Raw genomic sequence first — 13,765 nt, forward strand, 5'->3', positions numbered from 1 at the left:
GACCAGCGATTCAATACCGATTTCTGAGGCCAGGCGACAGAAGAAATATCCACCGGGTTTAAGTACGCGCCACATAGCGCTTAACATCGCTTCAAAATGTTCCTGGTTTTCCGCAAAGTGGAGCACAGCAGAACTAACGACCAGATCAAAACTTTCATTTTCAAATGGTAATTGTTCCACAGGCGCTATGCTGAAGCTTTCTTCGGGATTGATATGGGGAAAGGCACTGGCCAGATTTTTAAGCTGTGCTATTGCTTCAGGATTTTGATCTACCCCATAAACCTGCGCACCACTTCTTAAAAAGTAAAGCAGGTTCCTTCCTGTTCCACATCCAGCATCCAAAACAGTTTTGCACCCATCATAAGTGCCTTTTAGTAACTGGTCGAATAAATAAATATCAATATTTCCGAAGGTTTCCCGTATATGCTCGCTTTTCATTTCTGGGGCAAAGATAATCACAAATTGCCCGGGATGAAAATCATTGCCCCTGCCAAATGACGGCGTTAGCATCTTGTCTTATAATTAACGCATCGCCCTTGTTCTATTTACTTTAGCGGCTTAGTTAGTTTTCCGGAAAAGAGCAAAGATTCCCAAGCCTATTTATTAAGTTACTGAAACACCTTGGCGTATTTCCTTATCACCAACCGGAATTGCTCAGTCGGTGTTAAACATAGTTGATCAATTGTATTTAAATCTACAACCTCAAAAAAACGAGCACCTATTGAAAAATCAGATAATTTAGGCGAAAATAATCTAAATTGTGCACAGAATTTAATCTCTCAATATACATGAATTTTCTTCGTCTACAGGATACAATAAACAAATCAGAGTTCGTACAGAATGGTCGACCTGCTATCTTTTTAAATCAACTTAAGGATGTAAACATCATTATCGGAGCTAATAACAGTCGGAAAAGTCGGTTTTTACGGAATATTATCAAACGTGAATCAAAACTTTTATTAGAGGGTGATTTTGATCTCAATCAAGATTATTTGGAAAGTCTAGAAATCTTTAAGCCACTTGTTGCGGTTTCTGCAAAAAGTATCAATGAACATATTATTATGGTGGGTTTTAGCGGATCGATTGATGAAAGCCAGACTTCACAGGACCTGAATAATTACTTTTCTGTCCACAGCTCACCAAATAATTCGTTACACTTGGGACATCCAACATTAGGTTGACCCTGCCTAATACCTCAGAGGGAGATTGGGTCGAGCACGTTGACCTTAAGCTTGAAATTTTCAGAAAATTAAATGCATATTTAACTAAACTAAATACGCTAAGTTTTGAGCCTTTTCGAAAGGCTATGGTTTATATTCCTGTTCTTAGATCTTCAAGAATGCTTGAAGGAGTCAGTGGAGATGTTTTCAAATCAACTTTAATCAAGCAGCATAGTCTCGCAGACGTGCGTTCCCTCAGTATTGAAACCGGTCTTGATTTATATGACAAGATCGAGCTAGCACGAAATGGATCAAAAAAAGGCCGACAGGACTTCACTGAATTTGAGTCTTTTATTAGCGAGGTTTTCTTTCAGGGCAGAGAAGTTGATATTGTTGCTCAGAAAAACAAGGGTAATAGCGATAAACATATTCGCCTCTCTATTGCAGGTGAGATGGACGATGTTGCCATTTATGATCTTGGCGATGGCGTTCAGGCAGTGATCAATTTGTTGTTTCCAATTTTTACCGCGCCTGACAATTCGTGGATTTTCATAGACGAACCTGAAAACAATCTTCATCCGGGTTTTCAAAACATTTTCATTAAAGCGATTTCGGAAAACACCGCAATTGCGAAAAAGAACCATCGGTATTTTATCAATACCCATTCAAACCATATACTATCTGAAACCCTTCTGAGTACTGCGGATACCGAGATATTAGTTTTCAGCCGTAATGACGAGACCTCTTCCTCGATTAGATCATTTGCAGGCAATGAATATGCTACCCTTGAAATGCTCGGCGTTTTCAACACCTCAGTACTGGTCAGCAACTGCACCATCTGGGTAGAAGGCGTTACAGACAGATTGTATCTTCGAGCTTTTATGTATGCTTATTGTAGTTGGGAAGAAAATGCAAGGGTCGCCCCAATTGAGGGAATGAACTTTACTTTTATCGAATATGCAGGTTCCAATCTAATCCATTATGACTTCATGGATAGTTCCATCGATCCTGGCGATCAGTTAGTAATGCGGGAAATCAAATCTTTTTTTGTCAATTCAAATGTATTTCTGCTGGCCGATTCCGATTTTAACCAAGAACTCAAACACGAATTCTACAAGGCAATAAAAAAGAAGAACTTTAAATATTTCAATACTGAACTTCCGGAAATTGAAAACCTCATACCTAATCACATCTTAAAAAAATGGTTGATTGATGAGATTGGTTGTAAAGAGCAAGAGGTGAACTCATGTTTTATTTCTCGAGATGACTCATTGAAGTTAGGTGCTTATTTTACAGACAAATTTTCCTACGGAAAGAAACGTTTTAGAAAGTTCACTTCTGAGGGCCAAGGAGGTACATTGAGGGGAGACTATAAAAAAAGTCTTGCCGAGTATATATATAAATCTATCCTGGAGAAAAAGTTTACCTGGTCCGATTTAAAGGAAAGCTTAGTAATACCCAAGCTAGTTACGGAACTATTGGACTTCATTGACAGCAAAAATTTAGTATAGAAAAAGATATTTAATTACTGCTTTTTGTATGGACCTACAACGTTGAAGACAATTTGCTCTTTTCGATCTGGTGGCTTACAGTACAATTGCACGAACAGGTAATTCAACTTTAAATTTGGTATATATTTATTTATGGGAAACGCTATCGATGACCTTCAAAACCATTTTAATGAGGCTAAGGCTCAAAATGAATTTGAATTTGTGATGACTTTGCTCAATTACAAGAGCATCGGATCTCCCCAACTACAGGCTAATCTACATGAATGGTTTGAGGCCATGCAGATGTACATTGAACTTTACAACCAATATTCAGGGATGGAAAAAACAAGAATGGCAGCACTGTTATACTCCACGTTTTTTGAACAGCGACTTTTATAACATCATAGGAAATTTGTGTCGTGGTATATTAGGGATGATGGCGACGTCTTATCTTTTTTGGAAGACTAAAAAGTATGAAAGATTGCTTGGCATAGGCGCAGGTTCCGTTTTTATTAGTCTCAATTTTGATATATCAGAAATCAATTTCAGTTTTTAGTAAACCAGATCTCTTGCAATTATCGTGACCGTGCTAAAAACATCCATGAACCATATGAGAATTTTATATTGTTTTAAACAATGTCTGGTGTACCGGGTAAATTTTTTCGGTGCAAACTATATCTATAATCTAATCGAAACAAAGATTTTCTAACAGCTAACCTAGGCATAGCATTTTCGCCTTTTATACTACGCATAATTTCGCTCCTTTTTTTGAAAAATATCAGTCACTTTCATGATAATATTTGACCATAAAAAGTTACCCAACATTTGTAAACTAATTTGAGTTACGATAATATTGGCAATCTTACTTAATAAATAATATATTGGTGGAATTATCACGAGCCATGCAAAAAAAAAAAAACACAAACTAAATCTACAACGGGGACTGTTTCCGCCCAACCTACAAAAAGATTTTTCGTAGCGATGTTAACAAGAGATATTGCCTTGATGGATGCAATTATGGACTTACTTGATAATTGCATTGACGGAGTGCATCGACAAAATAAGAAAAAGGCAGTTGAAGACAGTTATAGCGGTTACTATGGAGAAATCACTATCAATGAAAATGAATTCATTTTAAAGGACAATTGCGGTGGTATTCCTTTAGAAATCGCAAAAAACTACGCGTTCAAAATGGGGAGATCGGAAGAATATCACGATGATGATAATCTTGAAACCCTTGGAATGTATGGCATAGGTATGAAACGCGCGATATTTAAAATCGGAATGGAGGCAGATGTCGTGTCTTTTGATAAAGACGATATTTTCAAGGTCAGTATCCCTAAATTTTGGTCATCAAATCCGGACTGGCACTTTGATTATACGCTTTTAAATAAACTGCACTTGGACGGCATTTTGTCCGAGGAAGGAACTTCCGTTAAAATTACAAGCCTTCATACGAACATCAGCCAACAATTTAAAGATAAAAGCGGTTTTTTAAGAGATTTAACCATTGCCCTAAAGCAGCATTATGGTTATATCGTTCAGCAGGGTTTCGTTATCAAGTTAAATGGAACGAAAATCGAACCTTTGGAGCTTAATATTATAACTACAGAACCGGCTGATGCGATGCAGAAAGCCATAAGGCCTTATGTTTATGCTACAAAAATTAAGGACGTCGACGTCGAAATTATTATCGGTTTTTACAGGCCACCGGCGAGTGAGGATGAAATAGATAAAGAGTTGGATGGCAGTTATGCAAAATCGCAAAGTGAAAATGCAGGTATTACCGTTATCTGTAATGACCGAGTAGTTTTGTATTGTGATAAAACCTTTTTAACCGGATGGGGCGAGTCCCCCGTTCCTAAATACCACACACAATTTATATCCATTGCGGGTGTAGTACATTTTCGGTCAAACAATCCAATTAGTCTACCGGTTACAACTACCAAAAGAGGATTGGATACCAGTTCCGAAATTTATGCCGATGTTAAAAATAAAATTAAAGAAGGGCTTAGATTTTTCACGTCGTTTACAAATGACTGGAAAACCCCTAGTGAAGAAAGGGCCAAACTATTTGAATCACCTAAAACTATTAACGCATTAAAGCCAGGCCAAACGAAATCTCCTTTAATTAAACTACAAACTGTTACAAAAAAGGACGAAAGTGCAGAATTTCAATTACCTAATTTACCTAAACCTAATGAAGAGGTCCGAAATCTGTTTGTAACCATCAGTTTCGTTCGGGAAAAAGAAAAAGTTGAAGCGGTCAGGACTTATTTTTTAGATGGAAAAAGCACATCTGCGGCGGAGGTAGGTGGATGGTGCTTTGATGAAATCCATTCGCAAATCGAATATTAATTATGAGCAAGGCAAAAATAACCGGGGCGACTATTCCGTATCATCTTCGTCCGCATAAAGCGATCGAGCGGAACCTATTTATCGCTCTTTTAAAAATACTAGATGGTTCTTCCCAAATCGACTTGAAAAAATATAAGTACGTGGGGTTCGGTGCCGCATTTTTGGAAGATTTCAAATTATTTCACATCGAACTTGGTATTACAGATATGGATTGCATTGAAATAGACTTCTCCGCATATTCGAGGCAATGCTTTAATAATCCTTATCATTTTTTAAATATCTATAACAAAAAAAGTACCGATTACATTACAGAATTTACTTTCAAAAGTGACACTAATCAAATAATTTGGCTAGATTATGCGGCACCTAAAGATTTGAGACAACAGCTTGTCGATCTGGAGTTAATTGCGGAAAAACTGTCGGCTTTAGACATATTGAAGTTTACTTTTAACGCACAAATCGGTTCTTTTATTGATTCTAATCAAGTCGGCTGTGCGGTAACTGACGCGAATAGCGTTAAGGAATTTTTAAAAAACGATCCGACTTATCAATTATACATTCCTGAAAATATTACTAATAGAGATATTTTAAAAAACTTTTCCGGTGTAGTCCGAGCGATGGGGATTAGAGCTATAAACCGAGGTTTGGCTAAAGCCAACAAAAATTTAACTTTTAATCACTTGTCGGCCTTTCTTTATGCAGACGGTCAGACTATGACAACGATTTGCGGATTAATAACCGGTCAAACTGATTTTTGTAAAATTATGGAACAGACCAAGATCGAAACCTGGGAGTTTTATCAATCCAGTCCTATTGGTACAGAATTCATCGACGCCCATCATATAGCAGTACCAGCTATGACCGTGTTGGAACGAATAGAAATAGATAAGAAAATTCCAGCGTCCAACATTTCGGACATGGCTAAATCGTTGGACTTCCTTTACGGAACGACCCAGAATGAACATGTCACGCTTATCGAAGGATACTATAAATATTACAAATACCTTCCTTATTATTCTAAGGTTATATACTAAGTGTTGCTTTTATGGCCGTTAACACTTTCTCGGCAGCTATTGGACATACGCTGTTTCCGATCTGCCTAAAACTATGCCATTTAGTTTCATGAAACTGAAACCAATCTGGAAAACCTTGTAGTCTCGCCGCTTCCCGCGGGGTGATTACACGGGCTTGCGTCGGATGTATCGGCCTAACTGCTTGATAACTACCTTTACTACTGTCAGTTCCAGCTCTTAATGTTGGGCAATATCCGTCCTCTCTGAGTTTAACGGATTTCGAAATCTTGTCTTGTTGTCCCGGTATGAGGGTTTGATATCTTAAGGCAATCGCTTCAGAATGTCGAGTTCCGAAGCAACCGGATACTTCATTGTTCTTTAAAAGCCTTTCTATAGATTTTTCATCACCAATATCAGTTATGACAACATTCAACTTATTTAGATAATTGTTTTTACGTAATCGTTCTTAATGAGATAAACCTTAAACATGACCGGGAAAAGTCTAGTCATACTTCCAGATTGCTGATGACTTTATTGATGTGGAGTATTTTCACTTTAGGATTGGTTTTTGCATTTGCAAAATCCCAAGCCGATTCTATTTTGGATAACCACTCCACCCTTGGCACTAAAATCGTTCTTGACGACCGAGAACTAGTTTCAGATCAAGAGAACTATTTTATAGGAAAAACACAGAGCTTTATCTTCTTCTATCATGAGAAAGACGGACGTTATGACGTATTTCCTATGTCAAGGGTAAAGCAGATCGGTCTTGCGCCGCGACTAAAAAAGACAAAAAAACCATAAACCCATCCCAAAAGAAAATCGATGAAGCTGACATACTTTATCAGCTAGCAAGAATTCTAGTCGGATACGGTGTTTATCAAACCATTACTGCTTTTAGAAAGTATGCTGGAAAATGATCAGCCAAGCAGAAAAACACGCTCATTGGCCTTCTTTTATTTTGCAGCTTTACGGTTAACCATAACTAGATTCAAAATGAACTTTCTAATTTAGTCTAATTGAAGAAAAAATATAAATGCCGATGTCAAAAATCCTTTTCCCAATCCTCCTACTCTGCATTTTTTCCGCCTGCATAACCAGTGTCAAAAAAACAACATTTGACAGCCAGAAGTGGTCTAAAAGAGACAGCATGGGATATGTTTTCCGCGACACAATGCTGAAGGATCTTATCAGTCATCAGAAAATTAAGGGGCTGACCAAGGACGAACTCATTGCCCTGCTCGGCAAACCCGAAAACTACAATGGCAGGGACAGGCAACTTTTCTACCCCATCATCCAGCACTATACCCCACCTGTCCGGGCAAAATGGTTTATCGTCCAGCTTGACGTTGACAATAAGGTCGATGAGTTTCAAATCGTGGACAGCAACAATATAAAAGGCCGTTGACCGACATAAACAAGCATTAAAAAACACTACATTAACCTCCCAAATACGCACGCTCATGTCCAAACATAAATATATCCCGGACCTTATCCCTCAGCCTGCAAAGGTATTGCCCGATTATTTCAACGCGAAGAAAAACAACCCGAATAAAAAGCCAAAAAAAACCAGTAAAGAAATTATCGATATTATCATCTTTATCGTGCTGCTCATTTTCGCAGCAGTGTATATTGCCCATCCAGTCATCTCGCTGGTTCTGGGTTTTGCCGCCATCGTCACCCTTCCCGCCGGAAGATCCTGGCTAGAGCGCAAGCTACTGTTTTCACTGACCCACAGGATCAGGCTGGGCAGCTACATGCTTGCCGGGATTATACTAATTCCTTTATTGGTCCATTACCACCACATGGATATACTTGCTGAAAAACAGCGTATCGCCGATCTCGCCAAGGAAAAAAGAAAACAGGAAATAAAAAAAGAAGAAAACAGGAAACGGCTGGACAGCCTGAATCTATATCTATCCCGCTATAGTACCCAAAAACACAACCCCGAAAAGGCAGACGCCGCACTGGTTACGGCGGCCACCTTTCTCACGACCATAGCGGATACCGTTGCACTTGGAAAAGCGACAAACGACCGGGACTCTGTCCGCGGAGAAGACCTGCTCAAATGGAAAAAATACCAATCGGCATTAAGCCATTTTGACAAAGTGCTGGGTGACCATGGCGAAGACGCGAAACTGCTTTATGACCGTGCCTACTGTTATTATAAGCTTGGCAAAATAAAATTGGCAGTAGCGGATCTTGGCAGATCGCGTGACCTTAACTATTCCGGAGCCAAAACACTTTACAACAAAATCAACCCCTTAAAACGCAGAATCTCGGGTTATATCACCCTTTGTTGTGATGGTACAACATCCGGCGCAAGTGGCCGAGGTGCCTGCTCCTGGCATGGAGGGGTCTGCAACTGGAACTCCCCAATTTACGAAGAATACAGAAAATATTAAGCCATGGTATACCAACAGAAAAACCTTCTCCGCCCGAGCCTGATGCAAAGGATATTTGGGCAACAGCCAAGTGAAAATGCCATCATAGAAGTCAATAACCTTTTGGCTACCCAGCCCATTGCGATGATTACCAAAGAGCAGATAGCAGAAATTGGCAACCGGTACGGAATTATACTGATGGAAGAATTTAGGCTGAATATGGAAGAGTTTTACGCTGTTATGCTCAATAACCTCATCAAGGACTTCAAACTTGAGCTTGGCAACCRTAAAAAACTGGAATACCTCCAACAGATCCTAGCCCTTGACGATAGCCAGGTATCTTTCTTGACCTGGGGAATAGGTGCAACAGTCTATGAAAAATGTTATGTAAAGGCTATCGCAGACGGGCGTTTTTCAGAGGAAGAAAGAACCCAGCTCGACCGCCTGGAGGAACAGTTACAACTTCCAAAAAAGATAATAACAGAAATTTCCAATAGAATCCGTACCAATTTCGTCACCCAGTATTTCACCAAACTCATACAGACCAAACGGATTTCCCCAAGGGACGAAGAGCAATGGAAATTGCTCTGTCAGAACCTAAATATCACACCAAACTCAGATGCCAGGACCATGCAACTGTTCAATTATGGGAAGCTTTATTGGGCACTGGAAAACACGCCATTACCCTTGCTCAACCCACTGATCAGCCTACAGAAAAGCGAAAGCTGCCATTTGCATATCGAGAATGTTGCCTGGTATGAGGAAAGGGCAATGCGTTCGAAATATGGCGGAACATATTCCAAACTGATCAGTTCAGGGCCAATATACCTCACCCAAAAAAGACTGTTACATTATGGTGCTGAAAAAGCGCACATCATTAAGCTGGAAGATATTATCAGGATACAGGAAACCAACGATGGAATTATGATACATAAACTAACAGGAAAAAATCCAACTCTAAAGATACCACATCACGAAAAAGAAATGTTAAGGATCATTTTAACGAGATTGTCGTCTTTGAATTATTAGTTGTGTAAAATACCGCACAACCAAATGCAGAGGCAGAAGAATCAAACAACATCATATTGATAGCAAAATAAAACGACCGTCATAATATAATAAATGGCGATTGAGGGTAAATACACCCTTTTTTAATAAAAAATAATATGTATTAAGAGTAGTTCATATATTTATAACATTAAACAAATTAGGAATATGTACAATGGAACATGTTATGCCTGTTTTGACGGCGACAACGATATCAATTATTATAGATTAATGCAGGCCTGGCACGAAAATGAAAAATTTGATTTTACTTTTGTAAATGCTCATGATCTAACTCAAGCAAGGGATAGCAGTTCTGAAGAAACTATCAAACGCAGTTTAAAAACGAGATTGAATGCAAGTGATGTTTTTATTGTTCTCATTGGAAACAGTACGCAAAATCTTTACAAATTTGTAAGGTGGGAAATTGAAGTAGCGATAAATATGGGTATTCCCATTATTGCTGTAAACTTAGATAAGAAAAGGGAGATAAACCGAGTACTCTGCCCACCAATATTAAGAGAAGAGCTGGTTATTCATGTACCTTTCGGCCACAAGATTATTGACTATGCGATCAAAAATTGGCCATCGGCCTATAAATCACATCTAAGCCAGGGACATTCTGGGCCGTATAATTACGTACAATCAGTTTACGATAATTTAGGGCTATAAAATGAATTACCATTTACGTTCCCTTAGAACAAAATCTTATTGGCTTTATGCGCTATGGAGCGTAGACTCCGTAAAAACCTTCATTGCCGTGGTGGGCGGAACATGGACTATTGTGGATATTTCTGATTCATTTCACTTAGTCGATAAAACCACATTACCCGCATTTTGGATCTACATACTTATTCTTGTTGGCCTGATTACTGTTATTTTCACTAGACGTCCAGTAAAGAAAATAACTTATAAATATCCAGGGCAGGACCTTTCAATTGAGGTTCATATAGATGATATATTCAATATAGCAGGACAAAAGGTCATAAGTACAAACACCACATTTGATACAAATATTGCAAATGGGGTTATTTCTCCAAGAAGCCTTCAAGGCCAGTTTACTGAAAAATTCTACTCTGAACGTATCAATCAATTAGATCAAAAAATAGAAGAAGGGCTCTCTGGCTTAGAATATACATCTGTCAATAAAGAGTCAGGGAAAAAACACAGATATGATTTTGGAACAACAGTAAAATTTAGAGAGGGTGATCAGTTCTTTTATTGGTTTGCAATGTCCGATCTAAATTTTAATAATAATGCCCGTACCACTCTGAATAACGTTCAAAAATCACTCGATGGACTTTGGGACTTCATTGCAAATAAAGGCGAACAGATTGATACCGTTATACCTGCTATAGGATCAGGTCTCGGAAGACTTACAACCAGTAGGAAAAAATTAATTGCTATCATCGCACAGTCTTTTATTAATGCATCTGAAGATCAGATTTTTTCTAATAAATTAATAATCGTTGTGCATCCGAGTGATGTTTCAAAATCTTCGTTGAACCTTTTTGAGGTTAAAGATCTTTTAAAACATTATCTTCCTTAAAGATTCTCGATCAATATTATCTGCCAAGTAAATATTGCGGTCTGGAATTGCGGATTTCCGCTAATTCGAATTCATTATATCTATTGCCGACAGACAGACTAAAAAACTCATAGGAAAGATATTTTCTCGCATATTTACTGATGGAAAAATTAAAGGATAATGAGCCATAATGATTCTCACCATAGTTGCCAACTTGCCTGAGTATGCCTTTTGATATCAAACTTGCTACTGTAGGATCAATAAAGGGAAGCGCAAGTGTATCTCTATTTTGCAAATAGAATTCTCTTAATAAATATTTTTCTGTAAGATCCATTGAATATACATTTCTCTGTATATTTTTTTTATGCCAAAACCACTTCCATTCGAACGAAATTTTATTAAAGAACCAGTATAATATCCTAATCAAGATAAAAGCAGACGAAATTAAAAACACTATCCCTAACCATTCTCCATACCTAACTTTCAATGAAGCCAATCCTAAAATGTTAATATAAAAGGATGATGCTAGTAATAAGAACCCACTTAAGGTTGCCAATAGGATCCAGATCCGAGAAGAAACCTTACCCTCAAAAATGTATTTGATAATTTCTGTCATAATCAAAAGTAACTTATTTGTTACAATCAAATATAAACATTGGATTCAAGACTTCAAGTATTATTTGCATTTTTTTGATAAACAGTAATTTATGAACGACTCTTTACATCGAAACAGCCTTAATTGGTTCGTCTTTAACATCTCTCCCATTACACTTCACCGCAGGCCTATCCCCCTTTACCTTTCTCTCACGCTGCCCTTTTCCCACCTTCGCAGGTTGGTCCCCTTGAGGCAAAATTCCCCTGCTCGATTCTCCTATCTTTTTCAGTTCCTGGCGGACAATACCCGCCACCTCTTTTTTAACCCTCTTATAATTCTCCTCCACATCAATTCCTGTAACATTAGCCACTACAGGTATCGGCACATAACCTGCCTCCTCCCTAGCAATAGCCTCATGATCATTCTGGATCTCCCCATGAAACATCTTCAGTTTGATCTTCTCGTTTGGACTATCAGCCACAATCCCCGCAAACTCTCCCGATGAAAAAGTCGCAATCTTCGATGCCGGAACCGCATAATCCATCTGTGTCGATTTAGAAATAGAAGTATCCGAACTGTTGATGCTCATGCTCTGCCGATCCTGCATAATCTTCCCAAAAGTCTCCGCGAATTTCTTCGCACTGTCACCTGAAACCTGGCCACTGATGATATTGGCACAGATCCCCAAGATGATCTCCGCCTGTTCCGCACCATACTCCTTTTTCACCTGCTCAATGCTCTGGATGCCCAGCGTACAGGAAATCAGGTTCGACCTGCCCGTCGAAATCGTGGTGATCAGATTGGCCACCAGCGTAGGATATTCATCGAAGATCAGGCTGCATTTGCTTTTCCCTTTTTTATTGATCTGTTTCAGCATCCTGTTCACATACAGTGAAAGCACCGCCCCATAAGTATCGATCTTCTGCGGATTGTTGCCCATGCATACAATCTTGGGCTCGTCGGGATTATTGATATCCAGCGTAAAATCGTTTCCTGTCAGCACGTAATACAGCTGTGGCGATGCCAACCTTGCCAGACCGATCTTGGCCGAGGCAATCTGTCCCTCCAGCTGCGCCTGGGCATTGTTCTGAAGCGCCGAGATAAAAGGATTGATCAGCACCTTGATCTCCTCCTGCTGCTGCAATACCGCAAACAGCGGATCATAATCCGCCTGCATCAGCTCGATCACATGGGGCAAAGTGCAATACTTCCCATTTTCGTATTTGCGTAAATACCAGATAATAGCCGTTAAAAAATTGATCGGTGATTCCACAAAAAAGTCCCCTTGTTTTTTCAACCAGTCCCGGTTCAGGCCCATCATGATCGTACGGCTGGCCTCGGTCGCATCGGTAATGTCCTCCATAGCCTGCGGATCCAAGGGATTACACCTATGCGTACGGTTTAAATCCTCAAAATTGATGATGTAAAATGAAGGGACGACCTTATAATTCTGCTGGTACTTCAGCAGCTTATTATAGGCCATCTTGGTCAGGTCATCGAACTTAAAATCATATAAAAATAGGCAGAAACCCTTTTTGATCTGCTGATCAATAATATGGCGGATCACAAAATAGGTTTTACCCGCACCACCAGAGCCCGATACTAAAATGCTTCGAAAAGGGTTCACACAGTTGATCCAGCCATCCCTCACCTCTCCCTTTAGGTGGTATTTTGTCGGCAGGTTAAAAGAATATTCGTTTTCAAGCAGCCTTTCCTCCTGCGGAAAAGTTTCGTTCTCGCTATTGAATATGTCCTTTTGCATCCTGTCTTTGATCAACCTCGAAAGTTCAGTACCGCCTTTCAAAAGCAAAAGGTATCCTGCACCAAGAAACGCCATATAAAGACAGACAAAAACATCCGGTGGAAAATGGAACAGGAAACAGATCCCACTTGAAAAATAAACCATTAACCCAATAGCAATCTGTAAAAGGATGGGCTTTAACTTCAGCTCCTCTGATTTTTTGCCTTTGGCCCCGATTAGTGAGATACCCAAAAAAAGCAGTACCACAGCCTTGGTCAACAGCGGATGCCGGAACATCTCCAGTTTTGCAAAATTGAAAAACAGGCGATCTGTGATCATTGTGCTTAAGTTCCATTCCCTGAAAGCTTGGTAACCATAAATGTAAATATGCATAGTTAGGATCACCAAACTGATCAGCCTGGTCATGTCCAGTATCTTGCGCAGCCCCTGCG

The 13,765-nt window shown here is 39.2% G+C and carries 16 protein-coding genes; 11 read left to right on the forward strand and 5 right to left on the reverse strand.

Features of this window, described 5'->3' with window-relative positions:
- The coding region (locus tag AC1DND_RS05460; protein WP_477579741.1) for a class I SAM-dependent methyltransferase at positions 1-510 on the reverse strand (510 nt) is incomplete at its 3' end.
- A 278-nt stretch (positions 511-788) separates the two neighbouring features.
- On the opposite strand from AC1DND_RS05460, the gene AC1DND_RS05465 reads away from it, so the two are divergent.
- The 3 genes from AC1DND_RS05465 (at position 789) to AC1DND_RS05475 (ending at position 3,049) form a co-directional block, all read left to right on the forward strand.
- Positions 789-1,181: a hypothetical protein gene (locus AC1DND_RS05465; RefSeq protein WP_477579743.1), complete on the forward strand. Its 393-nt coding sequence runs from the start codon at positions 789-791 to the stop codon at positions 1,179-1,181.
- Positions 1,178-2,671 carry an ATP-dependent nuclease gene (locus AC1DND_RS05470; protein WP_477579745.1) on the forward strand — a complete coding sequence of 498 codons (1,494 nt, stop codon included), beginning with the start codon at positions 1,178-1,180 and terminating at the stop codon, positions 2,669-2,671. The genes AC1DND_RS05465 and AC1DND_RS05470 overlap by 4 nt, the downstream gene beginning before the upstream one ends.
- Before the next feature lie 132 nt (positions 2,672-2,803).
- Positions 2,804-3,049, forward strand: a complete 246-nt coding sequence (locus AC1DND_RS05475) for a hypothetical protein (RefSeq protein WP_477579747.1) — start codon at positions 2,804-2,806, stop codon at positions 3,047-3,049.
- A gap of 230 nt (positions 3,050-3,279) precedes the next feature.
- On the opposite strand, the gene AC1DND_RS05480 is transcribed toward AC1DND_RS05475, so the two are convergent.
- The gene (locus AC1DND_RS05480) at positions 3,280-3,432 is read right to left on the reverse strand and encodes a hypothetical protein (protein WP_477579767.1); all 153 of its coding nucleotides are present in this window, start codon (positions 3,430-3,432) and stop codon (positions 3,280-3,282) included.
- 199 nt (positions 3,433-3,631) lie between these two features.
- Between AC1DND_RS05480 and AC1DND_RS05485 the strand changes: the two genes are divergently transcribed.
- Both AC1DND_RS05485 and AC1DND_RS05490 read left to right on the forward strand, forming a co-directional pair.
- Complete coding sequence (locus AC1DND_RS05485) at positions 3,632-5,008, forward strand: ATP-binding protein (RefSeq protein ID WP_477579748.1); 1,377 nt, start codon at positions 3,632-3,634, stop codon at positions 5,006-5,008.
- Between the two features lie 2 nt (positions 5,009-5,010).
- Entirely contained in the window at positions 5,011-6,042 is a 1,032-nt protein-coding gene (locus tag AC1DND_RS05490) for an O-methyltransferase (RefSeq protein ID WP_477579750.1), read from the forward strand.
- Here the strand turns inward: AC1DND_RS05490 and AC1DND_RS05495 are convergent.
- Positions 6,032-6,454: a DNA cytosine methyltransferase gene (locus AC1DND_RS05495; RefSeq protein WP_477579752.1), complete on the reverse strand. Its 423-nt coding sequence runs from the start codon at positions 6,452-6,454 to the stop codon at positions 6,032-6,034. The genes AC1DND_RS05490 and AC1DND_RS05495 overlap by 11 nt on opposite strands.
- 104 nt (positions 6,455-6,558) lie before the next feature.
- Here AC1DND_RS05495 and AC1DND_RS05500 point away from each other — a divergent pair, with 104 nt between their 5' ends.
- The 6 genes from AC1DND_RS05500 (at position 6,559) to AC1DND_RS05525 (ending at position 10,998) form a co-directional block, all read left to right on the forward strand.
- Complete coding sequence (locus tag AC1DND_RS05500; protein WP_477579753.1) at positions 6,559-6,825, forward strand: hypothetical protein; 267 nt, start codon at positions 6,559-6,561, stop codon at positions 6,823-6,825.
- 238 nt (positions 6,826-7,063) lie between these two features.
- Complete coding sequence (locus tag AC1DND_RS05505; protein ID WP_477579755.1) at positions 7,064-7,429, forward strand: hypothetical protein; 366 nt, start codon at positions 7,064-7,066, stop codon at positions 7,427-7,429.
- Positions 7,430-7,484: 55 nt separating this feature from the next.
- The gene (locus AC1DND_RS05510) at positions 7,485-8,426 is read left to right on the forward strand and encodes a tetratricopeptide repeat protein (protein WP_477579756.1); all 942 of its coding nucleotides are present in this window, start codon (positions 7,485-7,487) and stop codon (positions 8,424-8,426) included.
- A gap of 3 nt (positions 8,427-8,429) precedes the next feature.
- Complete coding sequence (locus AC1DND_RS05515) at positions 8,430-9,434, forward strand: hypothetical protein (protein WP_477579758.1); 1,005 nt, start codon at positions 8,430-8,432, stop codon at positions 9,432-9,434.
- Between the two features lie 186 nt (positions 9,435-9,620).
- Positions 9,621-10,121: a TIR domain-containing protein gene (locus tag AC1DND_RS05520; RefSeq protein ID WP_477579759.1), complete on the forward strand. Its 501-nt coding sequence runs from the start codon at positions 9,621-9,623 to the stop codon at positions 10,119-10,121.
- A gap of 1 nt (position 10,122) precedes the next feature.
- Positions 10,123-10,998: a macro domain-containing protein gene (locus AC1DND_RS05525; protein ID WP_477579761.1), complete on the forward strand. Its 876-nt coding sequence runs from the start codon at positions 10,123-10,125 to the stop codon at positions 10,996-10,998.
- Between the two features lie 16 nt (positions 10,999-11,014).
- Here AC1DND_RS05525 and AC1DND_RS05530 read toward each other — a convergent pair whose 3' ends face one another.
- Together AC1DND_RS05530 and mobC are read right to left on the reverse strand one after the other, a co-directional pair.
- Positions 11,015-11,593: a super-infection exclusion protein B gene (locus AC1DND_RS05530; protein ID WP_477579763.1), complete on the reverse strand. Its 579-nt coding sequence runs from the start codon at positions 11,591-11,593 to the stop codon at positions 11,015-11,017.
- A gap of 103 nt (positions 11,594-11,696) precedes the next feature.
- A partial coding sequence (gene mobC, locus AC1DND_RS05535; RefSeq protein ID WP_477579765.1) for a conjugal transfer protein MobC occupies positions 11,697-13,765 on the reverse strand: 2,069 nt, incomplete at its 5' end.

This window comes from Pedobacter sp. 01N416, assembly GCF_056399685.1.

Excerpts from the sequence above, each read along its gene's own strand:
- AC1DND_RS05475 (WP_477579747.1), top strand. The coding sequence starts at position 2,804 with ATGGGAAACGCTATCGATGACCTTCAAAACCATTTTAATGAGGCTAAG.
- AC1DND_RS05510 (WP_477579756.1), top strand. The coding sequence starts at position 7,485 with ATGTCCAAACATAAATATATCCCGGACCTTATCCCTCAGCCTGCAAAG.
- AC1DND_RS05490 (WP_477579750.1), top strand. The coding sequence starts at position 5,011 with ATGAGCAAGGCAAAAATAACCGGGGCGACTATTCCGTATCATCTTCGT.
- AC1DND_RS05525 (WP_477579761.1), top strand. The coding sequence starts at position 10,123 with ATGAATTACCATTTACGTTCCCTTAGAACAAAATCTTATTGGCTTTAT.
- AC1DND_RS05485 (WP_477579748.1), top strand. The coding sequence starts at position 3,632 with ATGTTAACAAGAGATATTGCCTTGATGGATGCAATTATGGACTTACTT.
- AC1DND_RS05530 (WP_477579763.1), bottom strand. The coding sequence starts at position 11,593 with ATGACAGAAATTATCAAATACATTTTTGAGGGTAAGGTTTCTTCTCGG.
- AC1DND_RS05520 (WP_477579759.1), top strand. The coding sequence starts at position 9,621 with ATGTACAATGGAACATGTTATGCCTGTTTTGACGGCGACAACGATATC.
- AC1DND_RS05465 (WP_477579743.1), top strand. The coding sequence starts at position 789 with ATGAATTTTCTTCGTCTACAGGATACAATAAACAAATCAGAGTTCGTA.
- AC1DND_RS05505 (WP_477579755.1), top strand. The coding sequence starts at position 7,064 with ATGTCAAAAATCCTTTTCCCAATCCTCCTACTCTGCATTTTTTCCGCC.
- AC1DND_RS05500 (WP_477579753.1), top strand. The coding sequence starts at position 6,559 with ATGTGGAGTATTTTCACTTTAGGATTGGTTTTTGCATTTGCAAAATCC.